Consider the following 22,671-nt stretch of genomic DNA (forward strand, 5'->3'; position numbering starts at 1 on the left):
CTCGGCTACGACGTCATCGGCGGCAACATCACCGTCTTCCAGCTCTTCGACCAGCAGTCCAACCTCCCCGCCGGCGTCGTGCCCCTGTTCATGCTCGACGTCTGGGAGCACGCCTACTACCTCGACTACCTCAACGTGCGCGCCGACTACATCAAAGCCATCTGGAACATCGCCAACTGGTCCAACGTCGCCACCCGCCTCCAGGCCGCCCGCTCGAACACCACCGGCCTCCTCACCTTCTAACCCCCCTGCCTCCCCCCCTCAAAAAACAAGGAGATTCGGGAAAAACAAGGAGATTCTGGACGACTCGCCGGGAGACCAAGGTCCACTAGCGGCGAGTCGTCCAGAATCTCCTTGTTTTTGGTGGGGGTGGGGCTGGGTCCGGGCCGGCGGCAGTCACCAGGCCAGACGCTCGGTGCTCCGCGAAGCCGCCCGCCGCGCCACCTCCCGCACCCGCGAGTGCAGTTCCGCCGACGCCTGCCCCGCCAGGGGATGCGTCGACACCCCGTTCTCCGAGACGAGCCGGCCCCCCACGAACACCTTCTTCAGGTTCCGCAGCCCCATCGCGAAGGCGTAGTGCGCATACACGTCCCACACCGGCCCGGTGTCGGGCACCGTCGGGTCGACCACGAGGAAGTCCGCGGCCTTGCCCACCTCCAGCGACCCCACCCGCGCCGCCACCTGCGGGCCGAGCGCCTCGGCCGAGCCGAGGGTGTGCATCCGGAGCATCTCCCTCGGCATGATGATCGACGCATCCTGATTCACGGCCCTCTGCGTGTACATGCCGATACGCAGGTTCTGGAACGGGTCGGAGATGTCGGTGCACGACTGGTCGTCGAGTCCGATGCCGACGGGCATGCCGAGCTCGCGGTAGCGCGGGATGTCGGGCACGCCCGAACCGAGCCGCCCGTTCGACGCGGGCTGCCACACCATGCCGGCGCCCGACGAGGCCGCGACGCGCGACATGTAGGCATCCGGGTGCACGAAGTGCCCGAAGAGGAAGCCCGGCCGCAGCGCCCCGGCCTCCTCGTACCACTGGAACTTCTCGCGCTGCTGGTCGAGCGCCTCGCTGGTCTCGAGGAAGTGGGCCTGGTTGCCGATGCCGTGCGCATCCATCGCCGCCACCTCGTCGCGCGCCGCCTGCGCCGACGCCGACCACTGCACCGCTCCGAACACCGAGGCGCCGAGGTTCAAGGCGGCCGGCACGGTGTCGGTGACGTAGGCCACGGCGCGCGCGAACACCTCGAACGCCTCCTCGGCCGGCTGGAACTCGCTGTCGAGCCGGATGGCGTTCATCATGCGGATGCCGGCATCCCGCGCCGCGTCGACCTGCTTGAAGAGGTACTCCTCCGGCCGGATCGCGTAGATCTCGCGCTGGTCGGTCGCAGCGTCGTACTTGCCCACCACGCGGGAGTCGGTGAAGTTGTAGGCGCTCGTCACCCCGTTGCCGAGGAAGTCGAGGCAGCCGTGCAGGGTGAACCAGTAGACGTCGTCCTCGTCGGCGCCCGAGATGAACGTGCTCTGCTCGCCGACCCAGCCGTAGAGGCTGTCGCCGGGGGTCATGCCGCGCAGGCCGCTCGTGAAGATGTGGCTGTGCGCCGAGACGAAGCCGGGTGCCACGAAGGCGCCGCCCGCGTCGAGCACCTCGCCCGTGCCGATGGCCCACTCACCCTCGGCGGCCCGCGGCGGCTCGCCCTCGCCCATCGCGGTGATGAGCCCGTCGTGCCCCACCGTGAACCAGCCCCGGAACCAGTCGACGCCGTCGGCCATAGGAATGACGACGGCGTTCGTGACGGTGAGAGCGGGGCCGGATGCGCGGGTCGAGTCGGTCATACGCCCATCTTCCCCGAGCCACATTGCGCGCAGGTTTCGCCGCGGCCGAACTCAAACCCAGCAGGGGGCGCGGAAGGCCGCGATAGCCTGGGAGCACAACATTCCCCGCGCGCTAGGACCCCATGACCCTCTCCGACGAACCCCGCTCCGCCACGCCCATCGACGTGCCGGGGGCGATCGTGGCACCGACCCAGGCGGCGCGCGAGCGCGCTCCGCGCATCGTGCTGGTGCGGCACGGCGAGACCGAGTGGAGCATCAGCGGGCAGCACACCGGCCGCACCGACATCCCGCTCACCGCGCGCGGCGAGGAGCAGGCCCGTTCGGTGGCCCGCGTGCTCGAGGGGCAGCAATTCGGGCTGGTGCTGACGAGCCCGCGCATCCGCGCCGCCGAGACGGCCCGCATCGCCGGCTACGGCGACGTGGCCGAGGTCGACGACAACCTGCGCGAGTGGGACTACGGCGCCTACGAGGGCCTCACCAGCCCGCAGATCGCCGAAGCCTACGGCGAGGCGTGGAACCTGTGGGAAGACGGCGTGCAGACGGATGCGCTGGGCCGCGGCGAACAGGCCGCCGACCTCCACGCCCGCAACACCGCCATCATCGAGCGCGCCCGCCGCACCCTCAACCACGGCGACGACGTGCTGGTGTTCTCGCACGGCCACTTCCTGCGCACGCTCACCGCCACCTGGATGGGCCTGCCCATCCGCGCCGGCGAGCTCCTGGTGCTCGACACCGCCTCGATCAGCGTGCTCGGCTTCGAGCACGGCAACCAGGTGCTGCGGTCCTGGAACCGCACGCCCTGGGCGGAGTAGGCGGCGCCACACCGCACCACCCCGCCGCGACCACCGCGCATCCGCCCGACCACCGCATCCGCCCGACCAGAAAGCCGAAGCCGTGACCGCATCCCTGCCCCCGGTCATCACCACGCCCGCCGCCGCGACCGGCGCGCTCGCCACCCTCGCCGAGGGCTTCGCCGCCGTCGCCGTCGCGCGCGACAAGGAGGGCACCGCCCCTGTCGCCGAGGTCGAGCAGCTCCGCGCCACGGGCATCCTGCCGGCCCTCGTCCCGCGCGAGCTCGGCGGCGGCGGTCTCGACTGGCACACCGTGTTCGAGGCCTTGCGCCCCGTGATCCGGGCGGATGCCGGCCTCGGCCACGTGTTCGCCTACCACTTCGTGAACTCCTGGCGCCTGCAGCTCAACGAGAACCAGCCGCGCATCGACGAGCTGCAGCGCGGCCTCGCGGCCAACCACTGGTTCTGGGGCGGAGCAGGCAACCCGCGCGACGCGGGGCTCGAGCTGACCCCCGTCGAGGGCGGCTTCACCGTGAGCGGCCGCAAGTTCTTCGCCACCGGCGCCCAGGTCGCCGACCGCATCACGGCGAGCGGCACCCGCCTCGACACGGGCGAGAAGCTCGCCATCATCATCGACGCGCACCAGCCGGGCGTCGTGCACCACGACGACTGGGAGAACATCGGCCAGCGGCTCTCCGCCTCGGGCTCGGTGTCGTTCCAGGGGGCGTCGGTCCCGGATGCGCACGTGCTCGGCTTCGGCGAGCAGTCCGGCCCGCGCTACCGGCCGTTCGCGTCGCTCTCGATCCTGCTGTTCCAGCTCGCGCTCGACCACCTCCACGTCGGCCTCGCCGAAGGCGCGCTGGAGGCCGCCGCCGCCTACGTGCGCACCACCACGAAGCCGTGGTCGACCAGCGGACTCTCGCGGGCGGTCGACGACCCCTACATCCGCGAGCTCATCGGCGAACTCACCTCGTCGACCCGGGCGGCGGATGCGCTCACCTGGCGCGCGACCGACGCCCTCGCCGGCGCGGCCGAACGCGGCTGGGACCTCACCGACGCCGAGCGCGGCGAGGTGGCGGTGGAGATCGCCGCCGCGAAGGTCGTGACCACGAAGACCGTGCTCGACGTGACCTCCCACCTGTTCGAGCTCACCGGCGCCCGCGCCACCGGCGAGGCCTACGGCTTCGACCGCTTCTGGCGCAACGCCCGCACCATCACGCTGCACGACCCGGTCGCGTACAAGGCGCAGGAGGTGGGCGACCACGCCCTGCAGGGGAACTTCCCGGAGCCGTCGGGGTACAGCTAGCTGTGCTGCTGTGCTAGCTGCCGTGGGCGCCGTGCTTCGCGCGGCGTCCACGGGCCGCGCCGGTCCCCGCCCGGCGCGGCGCGACATGTGGCGGGGAGGTCGCTTCGCGGCCTCGCCGCCACCTTGGGTCGTCGAGTACGGCCTGTTGCGTCGGTATCATGCGCCGGAGTCAGGGAGCGTCCGCGCTCGGGCGAGGCGGGTTTCGGGGGGTCGAAATGCTGGTAATCGGGGGGGTCGGGGCATGCGGCGGGTGCCCGGCTGGCACAATGGGCCGGTGAACGACGCGACGAGAACGGCCCTGCAGAGCCGCCCATCCGGGGCAGCGCCCACCAAGGCCGAGCTCCGGCGCTGGCGCCAGTACCTCGCCGACGAGCGGGCCGAGGCGCGGGTCTACCGCGAGCTCGCTCAGCGGCGGCCGGAAGGTCCCGAACGGGAGATCCTCGAGGCGCTGGCCGAGGCCGAGGGCCGGCACGAGTCGCACTGGCTCGAGCTGCTGGGCGACGACGTGGGCAAGCCGCGCCGCGCCGACATCCGCACCCGCATGCTCGCGGTGCTCGCCCGCCGCTTCGGCTCGGTGTTCGTGCTGGCCCTGATGCAGCGCGCGGAAGCCCGCTCCCCCTACGAGCAGGACGCCGACGCGACCCCGGCGATGGCCGCCGACGAGCGCATCCACGGCGAGGTGGTGCGCGCGCTCGCCGCCCGCGGCCGCTCGCGGCTCTCGGGCACCTTCCGTGCCGCCGTGTTCGGCGCGAACGACGGACTCGTCTCGAACCTCGCCCTCGTGCTCGGCATCGGGGCGACCGGTGTCGCGCCGGGCGTCGTGCTCGCCACCGGCATCGCGGGCCTGCTCGCCGGCGCGCTCTCGATGGGCGCCGGGGAGTTCGTCTCTGTGCGGTCCCAGCGCGAGCTGCTCGCCGCCTCCACCCCCGATCCCGAGGCGCACACGGCGGTTCCGCGCCTCGACGTCGACGCCAACGAGCTGGCCCTCATCTACCGCGCCCGCGGCATGTCGGAGGAGGAGGCCGAGGTGAAGGCCGCCGACGTGTTCGGGGGGCTCACCACCGCCACCTCGGCCATCCGCATCCAGCGGGCCGGGGATGCCGGCCTCACCGCCCCCGAGATCACCACGACCGGCGACCCCGAGGAGCACGAGGAGATCGGCACGGCCTGGCAGGCCGCCCTGTCCTCGTTCTGCTTCTTCGCCTCGGGCGCCATCATCCCGGTGCTGCCGTATCTCTTCGGCCTCACCGGGCTGACCGCGGTGATCGTGGCCTCGGCCCTCGTGGGACTCGCGCTGCTCGGCACCGGCGCCGTGGTGGGGCTGCTCTCAGGCGGCCCGCCGCTGCGCCGGGCGCTGCGGCAGCTCGCCATCGGCTTCGGCGCCGCCGCCGTCACCTACGTGCTGGGCCTGATCTTCGGCGCCGCCGGAATCTAGCCCCGGGCGGGCAGCGGATGCTCCGCTAGGCCGAGACCGAGGCCAGCTCGTCGTAGGTGGCGAACTTCGTGGCCACGTCGCTGCCGGTGAAGTTGCCCACCCAGCCGTCGTCGTCGTGGAAGAAGCGCACCGAGACGTAGTCGGGCGAGGTGCCCATGTCGAACCAGTGCGTGGTGTCCTTCGGCACGGAGAGCAGGTCGCCGGCCTCGCAGAACACGGCGTGCACCTTGCCGTCGACGTGCAGGTAGAAGACGCCGGAGCCGCGGGCGAAGAAGCGGTCCTCGTCGTCGTCGTGCTGGTGCTCGCTGAGGAACTTCTGGCGCGCAGTGGCCGAGGTCTCGCGGTACTCCTCGGTGTCTTCGGGGGTGATCGACACCACGTCGACGAGCGTGTAGCCGTAGGCCTCGTTCACGCCGTCGATCTCGGCGCGGTAGGCCTCGAGCACCTCGTCCTGCGACGGGTCGGCCGACAGCTCCTTGAGCTCCCAGCGGCTGAAGCGGGCGCCGAGGCCGGCGAGCACCTCGCGGATGGTGTCGGCATCCCGGGTCTGCAGCTCGGGAGTCGAAGGGTCGTTGTCGTTCCACACGGTCAGGAGGGTCATGCTTCAATGCTATTCCTCCGGTTGTGCACAATCGGCGCCGCGGGCGCAGAAAGTAACAGAAGGCAACACGATTCGTCGCGCGACGCGCCAGGAGTGTTGAATCGACAGGCAATCACAGCGCTTGTCGGGCATTCCCGACGCACCCGAACCTTCCCGAAGGAGCCTTCAATGGCCATCACCCGTCGAGTCGCCGTCGTGGCGGCTCTCGCCACGGCGAGCATCCTCGCCCTCTCCGCCTGCGCGCAGTCCAGCGGCACCTCGACCGGCGCCGCCGAGTCGAGCACCGCGACCGCCGCGTCCGCTCCGCTCCCCGCCCCCTTCGACGGCAGCCCCGTCAAGGTCGCCCTCGTGCGCCAGAGCGGCGCCGGCGACTTCTTCACCTCCTGGGGCGCCGGTGCCGCAGCCCAGGCGAAGGCCGCGAACATCGACCTCCAGGTCACGGATGCGCGCAACGACAACGCGAAGCAGGCCAGCGACCTCGAGCAGGCCATCGCCGCCAAGCCCGCCGCGATCATCATCGACCACGGCCAGACCGACACGATCCAGCCCCTCGTCACGAAGGCCGTCGCCGCCGGCATCCCCGTCGTGATCTACGACCTCGCGCTCACCGACACCACCGGTGTCATCACCACGAGCCAGTCCGACGCCTCGATGGCCCAGGGCGTGCTCGACCAGCTGGTCAAGGACGTCGGAGACGGCGCCAAGGTCGGCTACGTCTCGGCCACCGGCTTCGCGCCGCTGGACCGCCGCGCTGCGGTCTGGAACCAGTACGTGAAGGACCACAACCTGAACGTGGTGTTCTCCACCGGCAAGGTCACCGAGTCCACCGCGACCGACAACATCCCGCTCGTCGACGCCGCCCTCAAGCAGAACCCCGACGTGCAGGCGATCTTCGCCCCGTACGATGAGATCACCAAGGGCACGGTGCAGGCCGTCATCCAGAACAATCTGCAGAGCAAGGTGAAGGTGTACGGAATCGACATCTCGAACGCCGACCTCGAGGTCATCACGGCGCCGGACAGCCCCTGGGTCGCCACCTCGGCCACCGACCCGGCCGCCGTGGGCGCCGCCGTCGTGCGCACCCTCGCGCTCAGCCTCGCCGGCCAGCTCGGCAAGACCGACGTGCAGTTCCCCGCGAAGACCATCACCCAGCAGTTCCTGGCCGACAACAACGTCACCAACGTGGCCGAGCTCCGCGTGGCGGAGCCGTCGCTGAAGCTCGACGACGTCGTGGTCGCAGATTGGCTGCCCGCGGTCTCCGAATGACATCAGCTTCACCCGCTCCGGTCGAGGGGCACGACGTCAGCGTCGTGTCCCTCGTCGGCGTCTCCGTGGCCTACGGTTCGAACGTGGTGCTCACCGACGTGGCGCTCGAGTTCCGCGCCGGTGAGATCACCGCGCTGCTCGGCGCCAACGGAGCCGGCAAGTCCACGCTCATCAAGGCGCTCTCCGGCGCCAATTCGCGCTACACCGGCGAGATCAGCATCGACGGCCAGCCCGTGCATCTCGCCTCGCCCGTGCAGGCCCGCCAGCTCGGCATCTCGGCCGTGCACCAGAAGGTGGCCGACGGCATCGTCCCCGGCCTGTCGGTGGCCGAGAACCTGACGCTCGACGACCTCGCGCAGGCGTCGCGGCATCCGTTCCGCAACCGCAAGCAGGCCACGGCCGACGCCCGGGCGGCCCTCGCCACGCTCGGCCTCGACTGGTCGGACGCGGCCCTCGAGCAGGATGCCGCGAACCTCGCCATCTCCGACGCCCAGCTGCTCGTGCTCGCGCGCGCCCTGCGCGGCCGGCCGCGCCTGCTCATCCTCGACGAGCCCACCTCGGCGCTCACCGCCGCCGAGGCCGAACGCCTGTTCTCGGTGCTGCGGGGCCTGCGGGCCTCGGGGCTCTCGATCGTCTACGTCTCCCACCGCTTCGGCGAGATCGAAGCCCTCGCCGACCGCGTGGTGGTGCTGCGCGACGGCATCGTGCAGAGCAACTCGGTGCGCCCCTTCGAGTGGACCGAGATCCTCCACGACATGCTCGGCCGGGTCACCACGCTCGACCACGACCGCGGCACCACCCACCACGGCGCGGATGCCGTTGCCCGCCTCGAGGGCGTGCAGCTCTTCCCCGAATCGGCCCCGATCGACCTCGAGATCAAGCGCGGCGAAGTGCTCGGCATCCTCGGCCTCATCGGCGCCGGCAAGTCCGAGATCGCGGAGCTGCTCGGCGGCCTCGCCGCTCCCCTCGCCGGATCGCTCTCGCTCGGCGGCGCCCCCTACGCACCCAAGCGGCCGACCGACGCCATCCGGGCCGGCGTGGTGCTCGTGCCCGAAGACCGCCAGCGGCAGGGCATCCTCCCCGGCTGGTCGGTGGCCCACAACGTGACCCTGCCGTTCCTCGCCGAGTCGAGCGTGTTCGGGCTGCTGCGCAAGCGCTTCGAGCGTTCGCGCGCCGACAGCGTGATCGACACACTCTCCGTGGTCACGAGCGGGCCGGATGCGCTCATCGACGACCTCTCCGGCGGCAACCAGCAGAAGGTCGTGGTGGGCCGCTGGCTCTCCGCCGAGCCGAAGCTCGCCCTTCTCGACGAACCCTTCCGCGGCGTCGACATCGCCGCCCGCCGCGAGATCGGGGCGCGCCTGTCGGCCCTCGCCGAAGACGCCGCGGCCGCGGTCGTGCTCTCCAGCGACGTCGACGAGATCTTCGAGGTGGCCGACCGCATCGTGGTGCTCGTGGCCGGCGAGATCGAGCTCGACCGCTACGCCGACGAGGTCGACCGCAGCACCGTCATCGGCGCGTTCCTCGGCCGGGCGAGCGGGCCCGGCGCATCCGCTTCAGAACTCCCCGAGTCCGCCCCCGAAAGGACCTCGAATGACCAGCCCTAGCGCTGCCCCCGCACGACGCTCCACCGGCGAGCGTGCAGCCGCCTTCGTGGTGAAGTGGGGATTCGTGGCGGTCACCGTCGCCCTCATCCTGTTCTTCCTCATCACCGAGCCGAGCTTCCGCACGGTCGACAACATCTTCGGCATGCTCAAGTTCATCGCGCCCACGGCCATCGCCGGGCTCGGCGTGATGCTCGCGATGACGGTGGGCGGCATCGACCTCTCGGTGGGGGCCTCCGCCGGCTTCGCCGTGTCGATCGCGGCCTGGACCATGGTGATCGCCAACCAGGTGGGCGGGGTCGCCGTGACGGTGGTGCTCGTCTGCGGGCTGCTCATCGGCGCGCTCAACGCCTTCCTCATCGTGGTGGCGCGCATCCCCGACCTGCTGGCCACCTTGACCACGATGTTCGTGATCGTGGGCCTCAAGCTCATCATCGTCGACGGCAAGTCGATCTCGTCGCAGATGACCCTGAACGACGGCAGCACCGCGCCGGGCAAGTTCACGGCCGACTTCCTCTGGCTCGACCGCGGCTCGATCGGCCCGGTGCCGGTGCCGGTCATCATCTTCCTCGTCATCACGGTGCTGCTCTGGTTCCTGCTCGAGCGCACCCGCTGGGGCCGCGCCCTGTTCGCGGTGGGCACGAACTCCGAGGCCGCGCGGCTCTCGGGCATCCGCGTGCAGTGGTACCGCACGGCCGCCTACATGGGCTGCGGGCTGCTCGCCTCCGTGGCCGGTCTGCTGCTCGCCGCCCGCATCGGCCAGGGCGACGTGAGCGCCGGCAACTCGCTGCTGCTGGATGCGGTGGCCGTGGCCCTCGTGGGCGTCTCGGTGCTCGGCATCGGCCGCCCCAACGCCTGGGGCACCGCGCTCGGCGCCGTGCTCATCGCCGTGATGGTGACGGGCTTCACCATGCTCGGCCTGCCCTACTACGCGCAGGACTTCGGCAAGGGCGTCGTGCTGCTCATCGCCCTGCTGTTCAGCTTCACCTTCTCGCGTCGCCGCACCGTCGTCACGGCGGGCTCGACCACCTCGGCGTCGTAAGGGGCGGACCATGACCGGCAGCGCATCCGATTTCTCGCAGCTCAGCCTCGAGACCGTCACCGCCTACCTGGCCTCGCGGCCGGCGCTCGGCGGCATCGTCGACGTCACGCGCATCGCCTCGGTGCGCGAGGTGGGCGACGGCAACCTCAACCTCGTGTTCATCATCGACGACGCGGCGGGAGCCTCCGTGGTGCTCAAGCAGTCGCTCCCGCACGTGCGCACCGACCCCTCGTGGCCGATGACCCGCGAGCGCTCGGCGCGCGAGGCCACCGTGCTCGGCGCGCACGTGCTCGCCGACCCCGAGCACGTTCCGGCGTTCTACGACTTCGACGCCGAGAACTACGTGCTGGCCATCGAGAACCTCTCCGACCACCGGGTGTGGCGCAACGAGCTCAACGAGGGGCGCGTGCACGAGTACGCGGCCGGGGAGCTGGGGCGGTACATCGCGCGCGCGGCCTTCGCGACCTCGCCGCTCGGGCTCGACCCGCTCGAGCACAAGCGGCTCGTGGCGCGGGCCGTGAACCCCGAGCTGCAGCAGATCACCGAGGACCTCGTGTTCACCGAGCCCTACATCGAGCACGCCCACAACGTGGTGCTGCCGGGCAACGAGGCCGACGTGGCGGCACTGCGCTCCGACGCGGCCCTCGTGCGCGAGATGGGGCTCGCGAAGTGGCGGTTCATGACCACGGCGCAGTCGCTCATCCACGGCGACCTGCACACCGGGTCGGTGTTCGTGCGCGCGGGCGCGACGTCGGGCGAGGCTGCGACAGACGCAACGGATGCGCGGGGCGCGACCACCGCATCCGTGCGGGCCTTCGACAGCGAGTTCGGGTTCGTGGGGCCGACCGGGTTCGACCTGGGCGCGCTCTGGGCGAACTTCATCATCGCCGGCGCGCGGGCCGAGGCACTCGGCGAGCCGGCGCGGGCCGAGCTCATCCTGAGCCTTCCGGGACGGTTGTGGTCGGCGTTCGAGGCGGAGTACCGCACGCTCTGGCCCGCGCGCATCGACCCGCGGGTCTGGACCGACGAGGTGCTCGAGCGGCTGCTCGACGGCATCCGCGACGACGCGGCGATCTTCGCTGCGGCCAAGGCCATCCGGCGCATCGTGGGCTTCGCGAAGGCGAGCGACATCGAGAGCCTCGAGCCGGCGCTGCGCGAGCGCGCGGCCCGGGGCGTGCTGCACGCCGGCCGCGCGCTCGCGCTCACCCGCCACGGCATCGCCGACGTCGACGCCCTGGCCGCCGAGTCGCTCGCCACCCTGCGCGCCGCCCGCTGACCCAGCCCCTCTTCGCTCCCTCCCTTCCCGCCCGCCCCTACCCCTGCAAAAAACAAGGACTTTTCCGTCGACACGCCGGGTCTCGAGGTCGTACGACCGGCGTGGCGGGCGGTGAGTCCTTGTTTTTGGCAGGGAGACGAGTCCTTGTTCTTGGCAGGGGGCGGGTGGGACGACCGGAGAGGAACGCCAGTGGGGGAGACTGGAGAGATCGAGCTGCTCCAGGAGGACACCATGACGACGATCGAGGCCGGAACCGCCCTTCGGGGTGATGTGGTGGTGTTCGCCGGGACCGGAGCCGGGGCATCCGCGCCACGCGCACTGCCGCTCGCGGCGGCGACCGTGAGCGTGGCCGACCTCTCGGTGACGCGCGGCGACGGCGTGTTCGAGTCGATCGCCGTGCTCGGCGGGCGCTTCGTGGCCCTGGACGCCCACCTGGCGCGACTCGCACACTCGGCCGCGATGCTCGACCTGCCGGCGCCCGACCTCGCCGCCTTCGAGGCCGCGGCCCGCCTCGGCGTCGAAGCGCACACCGCCGAGCCCGAACTGCTGGTGAAGCTCGTCTACACACGCGGCCTCGAGGCGAGCGGAGCGGCGGATGCGCAGCCCGCACCGAGCGGCTGGGCCCAGGTGATGTCGGGGCCCGACCACGGCGCGGCGCGCACCGCCGGCATCCGGGTTGTCACCCTCGACCGCGGCTACCGGCACGACGTGGCCCAGACCTCGCCGTGGCTGCTGCAGGGCGCGAAGACGCTCTCCTACGCGCTCAACAAGGCCGCGCTGCGCGAGGCCGCCCGGCGCGGCGCCGACGACGTGATCTTCGTGAGCAGCGACGGCGTGGTGCTCGAAGGGCCCACCTCGACCGTGCTGGTGCGGCACGGCGACGTCTTCCGCACCCCGCGCACCGACCTCGGCATCCTCGCCGGAACCACTCAGGCGCTCGTCTTCGACACTCTCGCGAAGCTCGGCTTCGACACCGCCGAGGCGGTCATCCCGCCCGAGGAGCTCGCCGCCGCCGACGCGGTCTGGCTGCTCTCGAGCGGCCGGCTCGTGGCTCCGGTGCGCGAGCTCGACGGGCGGAGCATCCCGGTCGACGCCGCCTTCACGGCCACGCTGCTCGCGGAGACCTTCGGGCTGCGCTGAGAGCTCCGCCCCGGGTCGTGGCCCGCGGGTGCACAATGAAGGCATGGCCTCCCCCGATCTCGACGAGCTGCGGCGACTGCGGCGGGCGCGCGATCTGATGGACCGCGAATACGCCCGCCCGCTCGACGTGCCCGCGCTCGCGCGCTCGGCCCTCATGTCGACCGCGCACTTCAGCCGCCGCTTCCGCGAGGCCTACGGCGAGACGCCCTACGCGCACCTGATGACCCGGCGCATCGAGCGCGCCAAGGCCCTGCTGCGGCGCGGCGACATCAGCGTCACGGACGCCTGCTTCGCGGTGGGCTGCACGAGCCTCGGCTCCTTCAGCTCGCGGTTCACCGAGATCGTCGGCGAGACGCCGAGCGCGTACCGGGCCCGCGACCACGACGAGAGCCGGTCCGTGCCGAGCTGCGCCTCCATGGTGCTGGGCCGGCCGCGACGCGGGCAGACGAGCAGGAACGAAGAAGCGGCGGTCGGCGGCGCCCACTAGCGTCGGTGGCATGACCGTTTCACTCAGCCACGTCCACGTGCTCGTCGACGACCCCGACGCCGCACTCGCCTTCTATCGCGACACCCTCGGCCTCGAGCTCCGCAACGAGGTCGCCAACGACGGGTTCCGCTGGCTCACGCTCACCACGCCGTCGCAGCCCGAGATCGAGATCGTGCTCTCCCAGCCGCAGGCCGGCCGCTCGCCCGAAGACGGCGAGGCCCTCGCCGCGATGCTCGCGAAGGGCGAGCTGCCGGGCGTGCTCTTCCGCACCGACGACCTCGACGCCACCTTCGAGCGGGTGCGTGCCGCGGGCAACGCCGAGATCCTGCAGGAGCCCACCGACCAGTTCTGGGGCGTGCGCGACGCCGCCTTCCGTGACCCCTCGGGCAACATGGTGCGCATCAGCCAGTCCTGAGAGGCCGCTGGCGAGCCCGACAGTCCCTCAGCGCTCGAGCTGCGGCAGCACGCGGGTGCCGAGCAGTTCGAGACCCTCGAGCTCGTCGATGCCGAGCGGCGTGCCGAACTCCACGCGCGCCACCCCGGCGTCGATGAGTGACTGCGCCTGCGCGGCCACGTCGTCGGGCGTGCCGCTGAAGGCGAAGAGGTCGAGCACGTCCGAGGGCACCAGCCGGCCCGCGGCCTCCTCGTCGCCGTCGCGGAGCAGTTCGCGGATGCGCGGCAGCAGATCCTCGGGCAGCGTCACCGTCGGGTCGAGCGCCGCGATCGCGTCGAGGTACATGGCCACCTGCCGCCGGGCGTGCGTGCGTGCGGCCGTTCTGTCGAGCGACACCACCGTCACAGCGCCGAGCACGACCCCCACGCTGCCGAGCGGGCGTCCCGCAGCCGCCTCGCCGACCGCGAGGCGCTCCCGCGTCACGCCCACCATCGCGGGGTTCGCACTTCCGCCGATCTTGATCTCGTCGGCGATGCGGCCCGCGAGCTCGGCACCACGCGGCCCCCAGCTGCCGATGAGCAGCGGCGGGTCGGCCCGCTCGAGCGTGTACCGCAGCCGCACGCCCGGCTCGAGCCGGAACATCCGGCCCTCGTAGCCCTCGCCGTCGCCCGACAGCAGCGCCCGGATGAACCCGGCCGCGTCCTCGAGGGCCCGCAGCGGGGTGGGCTGGCCGAGACCGATCGCATCCAGCCAGGTGCCCTTCGCGAGCCCGAGGTAGGCCCGGCCGCCGGATGCGCGGTCGAGCGCCGCGAGCTGACCCGCGATCTCGTAGGGGTGCAGCGTGTAGGGATTCCAGCAGGCGACCCCCAGGCGCACCCGCTCGGTCGCCTTAGCCACCTCGAGCAGCGGCGCGACCGGAGGCTGGTAGAGCAGGTCGCTGAACACGGTGACCACGTCGATGCCGAGAGCCTCTGCCCGGCTCGCGATCTGCGCGTAGCGGCCCGGCTCCTTGTCGCTCTGCAGGCCGATGCCGATCTCGACGCGGCGGGCGGATGCGGCGCTCACGTGAGCTCGTCCGAGACGAGGTCGACGGTGCCGATGCGGTCGATGCGCATGATGAGACGCTCCTCGGGGTCGGGGCAGGCCACGCGGGTGTCCTTCTCGAGCCAGTCGGCGGCCGGGAGCTGCCGCTGCTTGGCCGGGATCATCGGCATGGCCGCCTGCAGCGCGTAGATGCAGAAGTGCTTGCCCTCGGGGATGCGCAGCTCGTTGCTCGAGACGACCTCGCAGAAGTCGCCCACGCGCATCCCGCACACCGAGCGGCCCTCGATCGACTCCACGACCACCCTCAGGTCGAACAGCGTCATGTCGGGCTCGCCCCCGCCACCCTCACCCTCGGGCTCAGCCACGGGAGACCCCCGCCTTGTCGTCGCGCACGACGACGCCGTCGGCCATCACCCAGCGGAGCGAGCGCAGCGCCGACACGTCGGCCGTCGGGTCGCCGTCGACCGCGATGAGGTCGGCGCGCTTGCCCACGGCGATCGAGCCCACGAGCGCATCGACCCCGAGCCAGCGCGCCGGCTCGATCGTCGCCGCGGCGAGCGCCTTCACCGGCCCGAGCCCGAACTCCGCCATGTACTCGAGCTCGCGCACGGTGGCCGAGGTGCCCTCGAAGTGCCAGAACGGCGGCATGTCGCTGCCGAGCAGCACGGTCACTCCGGCCTCGAGCGCCATCTCGTACGACTCCCGGTGCCGGGGCCCCGCGTCGAGCGAGCGCTTCTGCATCCAGGCCGGCACGCCGAGCTCGTCGAAGAACGCGCCGCACCGGGTCACCACGAGGGTGGGCACGAGCGCCGTGCCCTGCGCGGCCATCGCCGCGGCGACCTCGGGGGTGAGCTGGTAGCCGTGCTCCACGCAGTCGAGTCCGAGGGCGACCGCCTCGGCGATGACGGATGCGGGCCCCGCGTGCGCGGTGACCTTGCGTCCCCAGGCATGGGCCGTGGAGATCGCCGCCTCCATCTCGTCGCGGTGCAGCTGCGGGGTGGAGATCTGCTCGTGCTCGCCCGCGATGCCGCCCGAGATCATCACCTTGATGAGGTCGGCCCCGGCCTTGATCTGGCTGCGCACCCCGCGGCGGAAGCCGACGGCCCCGTCGCACTCGAGCGTGTCGGAGCCCTCGTGGCCGTGGCCTCCGGTGCAGACCAGAGCCCGTCCGGCCGTCAGGATGCGCGGGCCGACTGCCCGCCCCGCGGCGATGGCATCGCGCAGCGCGAAGTCGGCGTGGTCCTTCTCGGCCACGCAGCGCACCGTGGTGACGCCCTCCATCAGGGTGCGGCGCGCGCCGTCGGCCATGTAGAGCGCGAGGGCGTGCGCGTCGAAGCCCGCGATCTCGGCGCCGCGGGTGCCGGGCAGCGCGAGCGAGAAGTGGGTGTGCATGTTGAGCAGACCGGGCAGCAGGTGGGCGCCGCCGAGGTCCACCTCGACGGGGGCCTCGGCCAGGGGCATCCGCTCGCGCACCTCCGCCTCGGGACCGAGGTCGACGATCTCGCCGTCGAGGATGCGCACGGCGGCCCCCGCCGTCACCGCACCGGTCTCGACGTCGACCACGGAGCATCCGACGAGCAGCTGGTGCCGCGGCGGCACGGGCGCGCTCACGAGAGCACCTCCGCAGCGGCCGCAGCGGCCGCGTCGAGCACGTCGACCTCGCTGCGGTCGCCCAGGAGCTCCCACCGCTGCAGCGAGAACGGCAGGTTGCCGTTCTTCCACACCCAGTCGTGGAACGCCCGGAAGTCGAACGGCTCCCCCGTGCCGGCCGAGGACTCGATGGCGTCGGCGAGCATCCGCATCAGCTGCAGCTTGCCCACGAGGTACGACATGCCGAGCCCCGGCGTGGCCAGGTAGAACGCGGTCTCCTCGCGGGCCGTTGCGTCGTCCATCGGCACCCGCGAGACGAAGGTCTGCACGCCCTCCTCGAGGGTGAACGCCCCGGTGGCGAGGCTCACGTCGACCACCACGCGCAGCGAGCGCAGCCGGTTGAAGTTGTGCACGACGTTCCGCGAGGCGGGGGCGTCGTCGAAGAGCCCGGCCTGCAGCATCATCTCCTCGTTGTAGAAGGCGATGCCCTCGTTGGCGGTGGAGTCGTAGTAGTGCCGGCGCAGCGCATCCTCGTGGGCCCAGGCGCGCACCAGCTGCTGGTAGTGGGCGCCCTCGTGGATGATGCCCAGCCGCGGGTCGATCGCGTTCGCCGCGTAGAAGTAGGGCAGCCCGGGCCCCGGGTCGGGGGTGTAGGCGAGGCCGTCCTCGCCCGCACGGTCGTAGCCGGTGAGGTCGTCGTTCACGCCGAACCAGTGCAGCGGCTCGACGTAGGCGGGCACCGGATGCACGTGGTAGTGCCCGAATCCGGCCTGGCTGAGCAGGTTCGCGGCCTCGGCGAAGTCGCGCATCGCCTGCTCGTCGGCGCGCTGGCGGGCGAGCTGCTCGTCGATGCCGGCGAAGGGCGCCGGGCGCTCCGGATGCGCGTTCTTCGCGAGCGCCTCCCAGACGACGGCGCGCCGGTACTCCTGCTCGGCGGCGGCCACGAGCGCCTCGGGCTCGTCGGCGATAAGGGCGACCGTGCGCAGGTAGTGCACGAAGGCGTCGCGGCCGATGGCGACGGAGGGGCCGAAGCCGGGCAGGGCATCCTGCAGCCAGTCGCGGAAGCCGGCGAGCGCCTGCCCCGCGATCGCGGCGGCCACCGAGGCGGCGGCGTGCCGTTCGGCGCCGAAGCCCGTGCCGTGCTGGGAGGCGAGGGCGGCGACGGAGGCGGTGAGCCGCCCCTCGATGCCGTCGAGCTCGCCGATGGCGATGCGGGCCAGGTCGGCCACGCCGTGGCCGTCGAGGTTCTCGCGGGCCTGGATGATCTGGGCGGGGATCGCCTGCAGGGCGTTCAGGATGCTCGCCTGCCGATCGTCGGCGAACGGCGGCCGGGCGAGCAGCAGGTCGAAGTAGGGGCCGACGACCTGGCCCACCAGGAAGTGCGCGTCGAAGCGCCAGGAGGGCAGGCCGTCGCACTCCCAGTCGGCGCGGGCGAGCACCGAGCCGAGCAGGCGGTGGTCGACCTGCACGGGAACGGGCTCGGCCGAGACGTCGATCGCTGCCCAGCGCTCACGGAACGCAGCCGCGGCGGTGCGGCGGGCGTCGATGTCGGCGGGCGCGAAGGCGGGCAGCCAGAGCGGTTCGTGCGGCACGCGCGGGATGTCGTCGGCGGTGCGGAACGCGGTGCGCACCCGCCACTCCCAGATCTCCGCGCCGAGCGCGGCGACTTCGTGGGCGCTCATCTACTTCTCCTTCTGTGGTGCAGCTGCCTGTGGTGCGGGGGAATCCTCCTCGCGAGTCGCCAAAATACGCCCTAAACCCCAGGTTTTGGGGCGTATTTTGGCGACTCGCGAGGAGGGAGGGCGCGGAGGGGCGGGAGCACCGAAGCGCCGAGGAGCTCGACGGCGGCCACGGGGTCGTCGCCGAGGGGCGGACCGAAGGAGAGGTGGCGGGCACCGAGCGCGAGCAGGCCCTCACAGCGGGCGACGACCGCGGCCGGATCGCCCGCGATGCCGAGGGCGAGCATGGGGCGAGTCACCGCATCCGCCGCCGCTTCGGGGTCGCCTCGGCGCAGGGCGGCGTCGACCTCGGCGAAGTCGGCGCGGGAGAGGCCCGCGCGCTCGAGCAGATAGGGCGAGAAGGCCGAGCCGTAGTAGGCGAGCTTGTGGGCGAGCGCGCGCTCGGCGCGCTCCTGGTCGTGGTCGACCGAGAGCCACACGCAGGCCGGCAGATCGAACCCGGATGCGAGCAGCGCGCCGAGTCCCGCACTCCCGGCCGGGCCGAGGCGGCCGGCCGCGAGCGCGCCGGCGGCGGCGTGCTCCGCGACGGTCGAGAAGTGCTCGGGCGGGAACAGCAGCGCCAGGATGCCGTCGGCCTCCGTGCCCGCGAACTCGATCATGCGCGGGCTCATCGCCCCCACGTAGATCGGCGTCGGCTGGGGCGGGACGCGCAGGTAGGCCTGCTCCGTCCAGCCGCTGCCCGAGCCCGGCACCGAGACGGGCCGGCCCCCCTCGAGCAGTGAGCGCAGGGCCCTCAGCGCTTCCCGCGTCGCCGTCAGCGGCTTCGGCTGCTCGATGCCGACCCAGCCGAGGAAGTCGGCCGCGCCCGCGGCGAGCCCGAGATGGAAGCGCCCGCCCGAGAGCTCCTGCATGGTCGAGGCGAACATCGCGATCTCGGCCGGATGCATCGTGTACGGGTTCACGATGCCGACGCCGAGCCCGATTCGGCTCGTCGAGGCGGCGAGCGCGCCGAGCAGAACGGGCGCCGAGCGCAGCATGAGGTCGTGCGACACCCAGAGCTGGTCGAAACCGGCCCGCTCGGCCGCCTGGGCCAGCTCGATCAGCTGACCGGGCTCGAGATCGTTGTTGAGCCGCAGGCTGAAGCGCAGGGGCGCGCCGGCGCCGTCGACCGCCACGATCAGGCCTCCAGCAGGGCCAGCTCGCGAGCCGGTCCGCCGGCGGGCTGCAGCCAGCAGGCCGCCGAGCGCGCACCCTCCACGGCCACGAGCGCCGGGTCGTCGGTGCGGCAGCGGTCGAAGGCGAGCGGGCAGCGCGGGTGGAACCGGCAGCCGGCCGGGGGCGACGCCGGGTCGGGCACCTCGCCGCGCGGGGCGACCGGTGCCGCGGCGTCGAGGCCGAGCTTCGGGATTGCCTTGACCAGCGCATCCGAGTAAGGGTGCAGCGGCTCCGACCAGAGCGGTTCGGTCGGCGAGGTCTCCACGATGCGGCCGAGGTACATCACGGCCACACGGTCGGCCATGTGCCGGACGCCCGAGAGGTCGTGCGAGATGAACAGCACGCCCATGCCGCGTTCGCGCGCGATCTGCACGATGAGGTTCGACACCTGCGCGCGGGTCGACGCGTCGAGGGCCGACACCGGCTCGTCGGCCACGATCACCGAGGGCCGCGCGGCGAGCGCCCGGGCGATCGCGATGCGCTGCCGCTGGCCGCCCGAGAACTCGTGCGGGTAGCGGTCGCCGGCCGCCGCGGGGAGGCCGACGGCGTCGAGCAGCTCGTTCACGGCGGCACGCCGTGCAGTGCGCCCGGCCGTCGCCACCGGCGACCCGTCGCCCTCCGACGGCAGCCCGTCGGCGATCTGCCGCCAGATCCGGCGGCGCGGGTTCAGCGAGGAGTACGGGTCCTGGAAGATCATCTGCAGACCGCGGTCGCGCACCGGGCGGGCACCGCGGCCGAGCGAGGCCACCGGATGCCCGTCGAGCGTCACGCTGCCGCTCGCGAGCTTCTCGAGGCCCACGATCGCCTTGCCGAGCGACGACTTGCCGCAGCCCGACTCCCCCACGAGGCCCACGATCTCGCCGGCGCCCACCTGCAGGCTCACGCCGGCGACGGCGTGCACGGTGGGCCGTCCGCTGACCTTGTAGTCGACGACCACGTCCTTCACGTCGAGCACGGTCACGATCCGATCCTTCCGTCGAGCAGAACACCGGTCGCCGAGCCGTCCGCCGGGGCGAACGGGTCGACGTGGCACGCCAGCACCCGCCCCGCACCGATCGGCAGGAGCTCCGGCACCTCGGTGCGGCAGCGGTCTTCGGCGAAGGCGCAGCGCGGGTGGAACGCGCATCCGGCCGGCCTCCGCTCGGGAGTGGCGGCCTCGCCCGGGATGGCCACGAGCGGATGCCCGAGATTCTGCGCATCCGGCAGCGCGTCGACGAGCGCCCGCGTGTAGGGGTGCCTCGGAGCGGCGAGCACCTGCCGCGTTCCGCCGCGTTCGGCGACCCGGCCGGAGTACATCACGTAGAGCTCGTCGGTGGTGACGTTCATCACGCCGAGGTCGTGGGTGATGAACACCACGGCCATACCGAGCTCCCGGCGGAGCTGTTCGAGCAGGCCCAGGATGCCGGCCTGCACGGTCACGTCGAGCGCCGTGGTGACCTCGTCGGCGATGAGCAGCTTGGGCTCGCAGGCCAGCGCCCCGGCGATGGCGATGCGCTGCCGCATGCCGCCCGAGAAGTGGTGCGGGTAGGCCGAGAGCGCCTTCGACGGGTTCGGGATGCGCACGAGCTCGAGCATCTCTACGGCCCGGGCCTTCGCGGCCCGCCTCGACAGCGAGCGGTGCACGCGCAACTGCTCGGTGAGCTGCGTCTCGACCGAGAGCATGGGGTGCAGCGAGGTCATCGGGTCTTGGAACACCATCGCCACCGTCGTGCCGCGCACCTCGCGCAGGCGCTTCTTGCTCATCGTCAGCACGTCTTCGCCGTCGAGCCGCACGGCGCCGGTGGCGGTCGCGCCGTCGGGCACGAAGCCGAGGGCGGTCAGGGCGGTGACGGTCTTGCCGCTGCCGCTCTCGCCCGCGAGGCCCACCATCTGGCCGCTGTCGACCGTGAGGGAGACACCGTCGACGAGAACCCGCGGGGCTCCGGTCGTGGCGAGGCTGATGGTGAGGTCGTCGATTTCGAGAAGGCTCATGGTGCTCCTAGATCTCGGCATCCGACAGCGACTTCGACGAGCGCGGGTCGAGACCGTCGCGCAGGGCGTCGCCGAGGAAGTTGAAGGCCAGCACGATCGAGAAGATCGCGAGGCCGGGGAACACGGCCACCCACCAGTTGGAGAAGGTGCGGGCGCCGTCGGAGACCATGGCGCCCCACTCGGGCGTCGGCGGCACGGCTCCGAGGCCGAGGTACGACAGGCCCGAGAGCAGCAGCACGGCGGCGCCGAGTTCGAGGGTGGCGAGCACGAGCACCGGGCCGGCGATGTTCGGCACCACCTCGCGCACGAGGGCACGCGCCGAGGAGGTGCCGAGCAGGCGCGAGGCCGCGATGTAGTTGCTCGACCGCAGGCTCAGCACGAGCGATCGCGTGACCCGGGCGTAGGAGGGCCAGGAGACCACCACGATCGCGACCACCGCGTTGGTGAGCGAGGGGCCGAGGGCGGCGGCGATCGCCATCGCGAGGATGATGCTCGGGAAGGCGAAGAACAGGTCGACCACGCGCATCAGGATGCTGTCGACCACGCCGCCGGCATAGCCCGCGATCGCGCCGATGACGCCACCGACGATCACCGAGAGCACCACGAGCACCACGGCGATCGGCAGGCTGATCTGCGCGCCGTACATCACGCGCGACAGCACGTCGCGGCCCACGCCGTCGGTGCCCATCCAGTGCTCGGGCGAGGGCGGGAGGAAGCGCGGCGAGTCCTGCGCGAGCGGGCCGTAGGGGGCGATGAGCGGCGCGAGCAGGGCGATGAGCACCCAGAACGCGATGATGGACACGCCCGCGATGCCGAGCGGCCGTCGCCAGGCGCGGGGCACCCGCACGCGGATGCTCCAGCGGTTCGGCGCCGTCGGCAGGCCGTCGGGCTCGATCTTGGGGTCGATGATCGGGGCACTGGTCATGAGGTCCTGATCCTCGGGTCGATGAGGCCGTACAGAATGTCGACGAGGAAGTTCACCAGGATGAACACGATGGCCACGAACAGCGTCACTCCCACGATGGCCGGCAGGTCGAGGTTCGAGGCGCTGCGGTAGGCGTAGGAGCCGATGCCCGGCCAGGCGAAGATCTGCTCCACGAGAACGGTTCCGGCCAGCAGCGAGGCGAAGGCCGAGCCGAGCACCGTGATCACGGGCACGAGCGCGCCGCGCAGGATGTGCCGGCGCACCACCAGCCCGGCGGGAAGGCCTTTCGCGTTGGCCGAGCGCACGTAGTCGTTGCCGATCACCTCGAGCATCGACGAGCGGGTGAAGCGCAGCAGCAGTCCGACCATCGGCGCCGCGAGCACGAGCGCGGGCAGGATGAGGTGCGCGACCGAGGAGCCGAGCGTGGCCCAGTTCGCGGTGATGATCGAGTCGAGCACGTAGAGCCCGGTGATGTGGTTCGGCGGCGTCTCGCCGGGGTTCAACCGCCCCGAGGAGGGGAACAGGCGCAGCTGCGTCGAGAACAGGAACACCGCGATGAGCGAGAGCCAGAAGATCGGGATGGAGACGCCGCCGAGGCTCACCACGCGCAGCGTGTGGTCGAGCGGTCCATTCGCGCGCAGCGCGGCGAGGATGCCGAGGCCGACGCCCACGATCACCGCGATCGCGGTGGCCGTGACGGCGAGCTCGAACGAGGCGGGGCCGAACTGGGCGAGGTCGCTCAGCACCGGGTTGCGGCTCTGCAGCGAGGTGCCGAGGTCGCCCTGCACGAGGTGCACGAGGTAGAGCACGAACTGGGTCCAGAGCGGCTGGTCGAGACCGTGCGCCTTGCGGTAGGCCTCGACGATCGCCGGGTCTCCGGATGCGCGGTCTCCGAGCTGGGCGGCTGCCGGGTCTCCGGGCAGCAGGGCGGTGAGTGCGAACGTCACCACCACGATGCCGAAGACGAGCAGCACGGCGGCGCCGACTCTCTTCAGCACGAATCGGGCGAACACGGTGCTCCTCGTCAAGACTGGGGGATGACCGGGGCGCCCCTCGGAGGGAGGGGCGCCCC

Annotated in this window: 22 protein-coding genes; 11 read left to right on the forward strand and 11 right to left on the reverse strand. The window is 72.0% G+C overall.

From position 1 onward, the window contains the following. Positions 1 to 243: Fe-Mn family superoxide dismutase (locus VD659_RS05075; protein ID WP_423260051.1), on the forward strand; the 243-nt coding region annotated here is incomplete at its 5' end. A 153-nt stretch (positions 244 to 396) separates the two neighbouring features. Here VD659_RS05075 and VD659_RS05080 read toward each other — a convergent pair. Further along, positions 397 to 1,833: an amidohydrolase family protein gene (locus tag VD659_RS05080; RefSeq protein ID WP_423260052.1), complete on the reverse strand. Its 1,437-nt coding sequence runs from the start codon at positions 1,831 to 1,833 to the stop codon at positions 397 to 399. Positions 1,834 to 1,955: 122 nt separating this feature from the next. Between VD659_RS05080 and VD659_RS05085 the strand changes: the two genes are divergently transcribed. The 3 genes from VD659_RS05085 (at position 1,956) to VD659_RS05095 (ending at position 5,365) form a co-directional block, all read left to right on the forward strand. Then, the gene (locus tag VD659_RS05085) at positions 1,956 to 2,645 is read left to right on the forward strand and encodes a histidine phosphatase family protein (protein ID WP_423260053.1); all 690 of its coding nucleotides are present in this window, start codon (positions 1,956 to 1,958) and stop codon (positions 2,643 to 2,645) included. An 82-nt stretch (positions 2,646 to 2,727) separates the two neighbouring features. Then, positions 2,728 to 3,930: an acyl-CoA dehydrogenase family protein gene (locus VD659_RS05090; RefSeq protein WP_423260054.1), complete on the forward strand. Its 1,203-nt coding sequence runs from the start codon at positions 2,728 to 2,730 to the stop codon at positions 3,928 to 3,930. 274 nt (positions 3,931 to 4,204) lie between these two features. Next, positions 4,205 to 5,365 (forward strand): VIT1/CCC1 transporter family protein, encoded by a 1,161-nt coding sequence (locus VD659_RS05095; RefSeq protein ID WP_423260055.1) that lies wholly within the window; start codon positions 4,205 to 4,207, stop codon positions 5,363 to 5,365. A gap of 25 nt (positions 5,366 to 5,390) precedes the next feature. Here the strand turns inward: VD659_RS05095 and VD659_RS05100 are convergent, their stop codons facing one another. After that, entirely contained in the window at positions 5,391 to 5,966 is a 576-nt protein-coding gene (locus VD659_RS05100) for a 1,2-dihydroxy-3-keto-5-methylthiopentene dioxygenase (RefSeq protein WP_423260056.1), read from the reverse strand. Between the two features lie 168 nt (positions 5,967 to 6,134). Between VD659_RS05100 and VD659_RS05105 the strand changes: the two genes are divergently transcribed. The 7 genes from VD659_RS05105 (at position 6,135) to VD659_RS05135 (ending at position 13,196) form a co-directional block, all read left to right on the forward strand. Further along, on the forward strand, positions 6,135 to 7,232 hold the full coding sequence (locus VD659_RS05105) for a substrate-binding domain-containing protein (protein ID WP_423260057.1): 1,098 nt from the start codon (positions 6,135 to 6,137) through the stop codon (positions 7,230 to 7,232). After that, positions 7,229 to 8,839 carry a sugar ABC transporter ATP-binding protein gene (locus VD659_RS05110; RefSeq protein WP_423260058.1) on the forward strand — a complete coding sequence of 537 codons (1,611 nt, stop codon included), beginning with the start codon at positions 7,229 to 7,231 and terminating at the stop codon, positions 8,837 to 8,839. Before VD659_RS05105 ends, VD659_RS05110 begins: the two co-directional genes overlap by 4 nt. Continuing rightward, positions 8,826 to 9,878 carry an ABC transporter permease gene (locus VD659_RS05115; protein WP_423260059.1) on the forward strand — a complete coding sequence of 351 codons (1,053 nt, stop codon included), beginning with the start codon at positions 8,826 to 8,828 and terminating at the stop codon, positions 9,876 to 9,878. The genes VD659_RS05110 and VD659_RS05115 overlap by 14 nt, the downstream gene beginning before the upstream one ends. Positions 9,879 to 9,888: 10 nt before the next feature. Next, positions 9,889 to 11,154: an S-methyl-5-thioribose kinase gene (locus tag VD659_RS05120; protein WP_423260060.1), complete on the forward strand. Its 1,266-nt coding sequence runs from the start codon at positions 9,889 to 9,891 to the stop codon at positions 11,152 to 11,154. 189 nt (positions 11,155 to 11,343) lie between these two features. Beyond that, the gene (locus VD659_RS05125; protein ID WP_423260061.1) at positions 11,344 to 12,294 is read left to right on the forward strand and encodes an aminotransferase class IV; all 951 of its coding nucleotides are present in this window, start codon (positions 11,344 to 11,346) and stop codon (positions 12,292 to 12,294) included. A gap of 43 nt (positions 12,295 to 12,337) precedes the next feature. Then, positions 12,338 to 12,781, forward strand: coding sequence for a helix-turn-helix transcriptional regulator (locus VD659_RS05130; RefSeq protein ID WP_423260062.1), 444 nt, complete (start codon positions 12,338 to 12,340; stop codon positions 12,779 to 12,781). A gap of 10 nt (positions 12,782 to 12,791) precedes the next feature. Beyond that, positions 12,792 to 13,196 carry a VOC family protein gene (locus tag VD659_RS05135; protein WP_423260063.1) on the forward strand — a complete coding sequence of 135 codons (405 nt, stop codon included), beginning with the start codon at positions 12,792 to 12,794 and terminating at the stop codon, positions 13,194 to 13,196. 27 nt (positions 13,197 to 13,223) lie between these two features. Here VD659_RS05135 and VD659_RS05140 read toward each other — a convergent pair whose 3' ends face one another. The 9 genes from VD659_RS05140 to VD659_RS05180 form a co-directional block, all read right to left on the reverse strand. Then, positions 13,224 to 14,240, reverse strand: coding sequence for an LLM class flavin-dependent oxidoreductase (locus VD659_RS05140; RefSeq protein WP_423260064.1), 1,017 nt, complete (start codon positions 14,238 to 14,240; stop codon positions 13,224 to 13,226). Continuing rightward, the gene (locus VD659_RS05145) at positions 14,237 to 14,584 is read right to left on the reverse strand and encodes a TIGR04076 family protein (RefSeq protein ID WP_423260065.1); all 348 of its coding nucleotides are present in this window, start codon (positions 14,582 to 14,584) and stop codon (positions 14,237 to 14,239) included. The genes VD659_RS05140 and VD659_RS05145 overlap by 4 nt, the downstream gene beginning before the upstream one ends. Further along, complete coding sequence (locus tag VD659_RS05150; protein WP_423260066.1) at positions 14,577 to 15,830, reverse strand: amidohydrolase family protein; 1,254 nt, start codon at positions 15,828 to 15,830, stop codon at positions 14,577 to 14,579. Before VD659_RS05150 ends, VD659_RS05145 begins: the two co-directional genes overlap by 8 nt. Continuing rightward, a complete protein-coding gene (locus VD659_RS05155) occupies positions 15,827 to 17,491 on the reverse strand; it encodes a DUF885 family protein (RefSeq protein ID WP_423260067.1) in 1,665 nt (554 codons plus the stop codon). Before VD659_RS05155 ends, VD659_RS05150 begins: the two co-directional genes overlap by 4 nt. Positions 17,492 to 17,562: 71 nt before the next feature. Then, complete coding sequence (locus VD659_RS05160; protein WP_423260068.1) at positions 17,563 to 18,663, reverse strand: LLM class flavin-dependent oxidoreductase; 1,101 nt, start codon at positions 18,661 to 18,663, stop codon at positions 17,563 to 17,565. A gap of 2 nt (positions 18,664 to 18,665) precedes the next feature. After that, positions 18,666 to 19,664 (reverse strand): ABC transporter ATP-binding protein, encoded by a 999-nt coding sequence (locus VD659_RS05165; protein WP_423260069.1) that lies wholly within the window; start codon positions 19,662 to 19,664, stop codon positions 18,666 to 18,668. Continuing rightward, entirely contained in the window at positions 19,661 to 20,674 is a 1,014-nt protein-coding gene (locus VD659_RS05170; RefSeq protein WP_423260070.1) for an ABC transporter ATP-binding protein, read from the reverse strand. The genes VD659_RS05165 and VD659_RS05170 overlap by 4 nt, the downstream gene beginning before the upstream one ends. A 7-nt stretch (positions 20,675 to 20,681) precedes the next feature. Beyond that, the gene (locus VD659_RS05175; RefSeq protein ID WP_137838875.1) at positions 20,682 to 21,599 is read right to left on the reverse strand and encodes an ABC transporter permease; all 918 of its coding nucleotides are present in this window, start codon (positions 21,597 to 21,599) and stop codon (positions 20,682 to 20,684) included. Further along, the gene (locus VD659_RS05180; protein WP_423260071.1) at positions 21,596 to 22,612 is read right to left on the reverse strand and encodes an ABC transporter permease; all 1,017 of its coding nucleotides are present in this window, start codon (positions 22,610 to 22,612) and stop codon (positions 21,596 to 21,598) included. Before VD659_RS05180 ends, VD659_RS05175 begins: the two co-directional genes overlap by 4 nt. Positions 22,613 to 22,671 lie beyond the last annotated feature (59 nt).

This window comes from Herbiconiux sp. 11R-BC (assembly GCF_049472555.1).
GTDB lineage: Bacteria > Actinomycetota > Actinomycetes > Actinomycetales > Microbacteriaceae > Herbiconiux.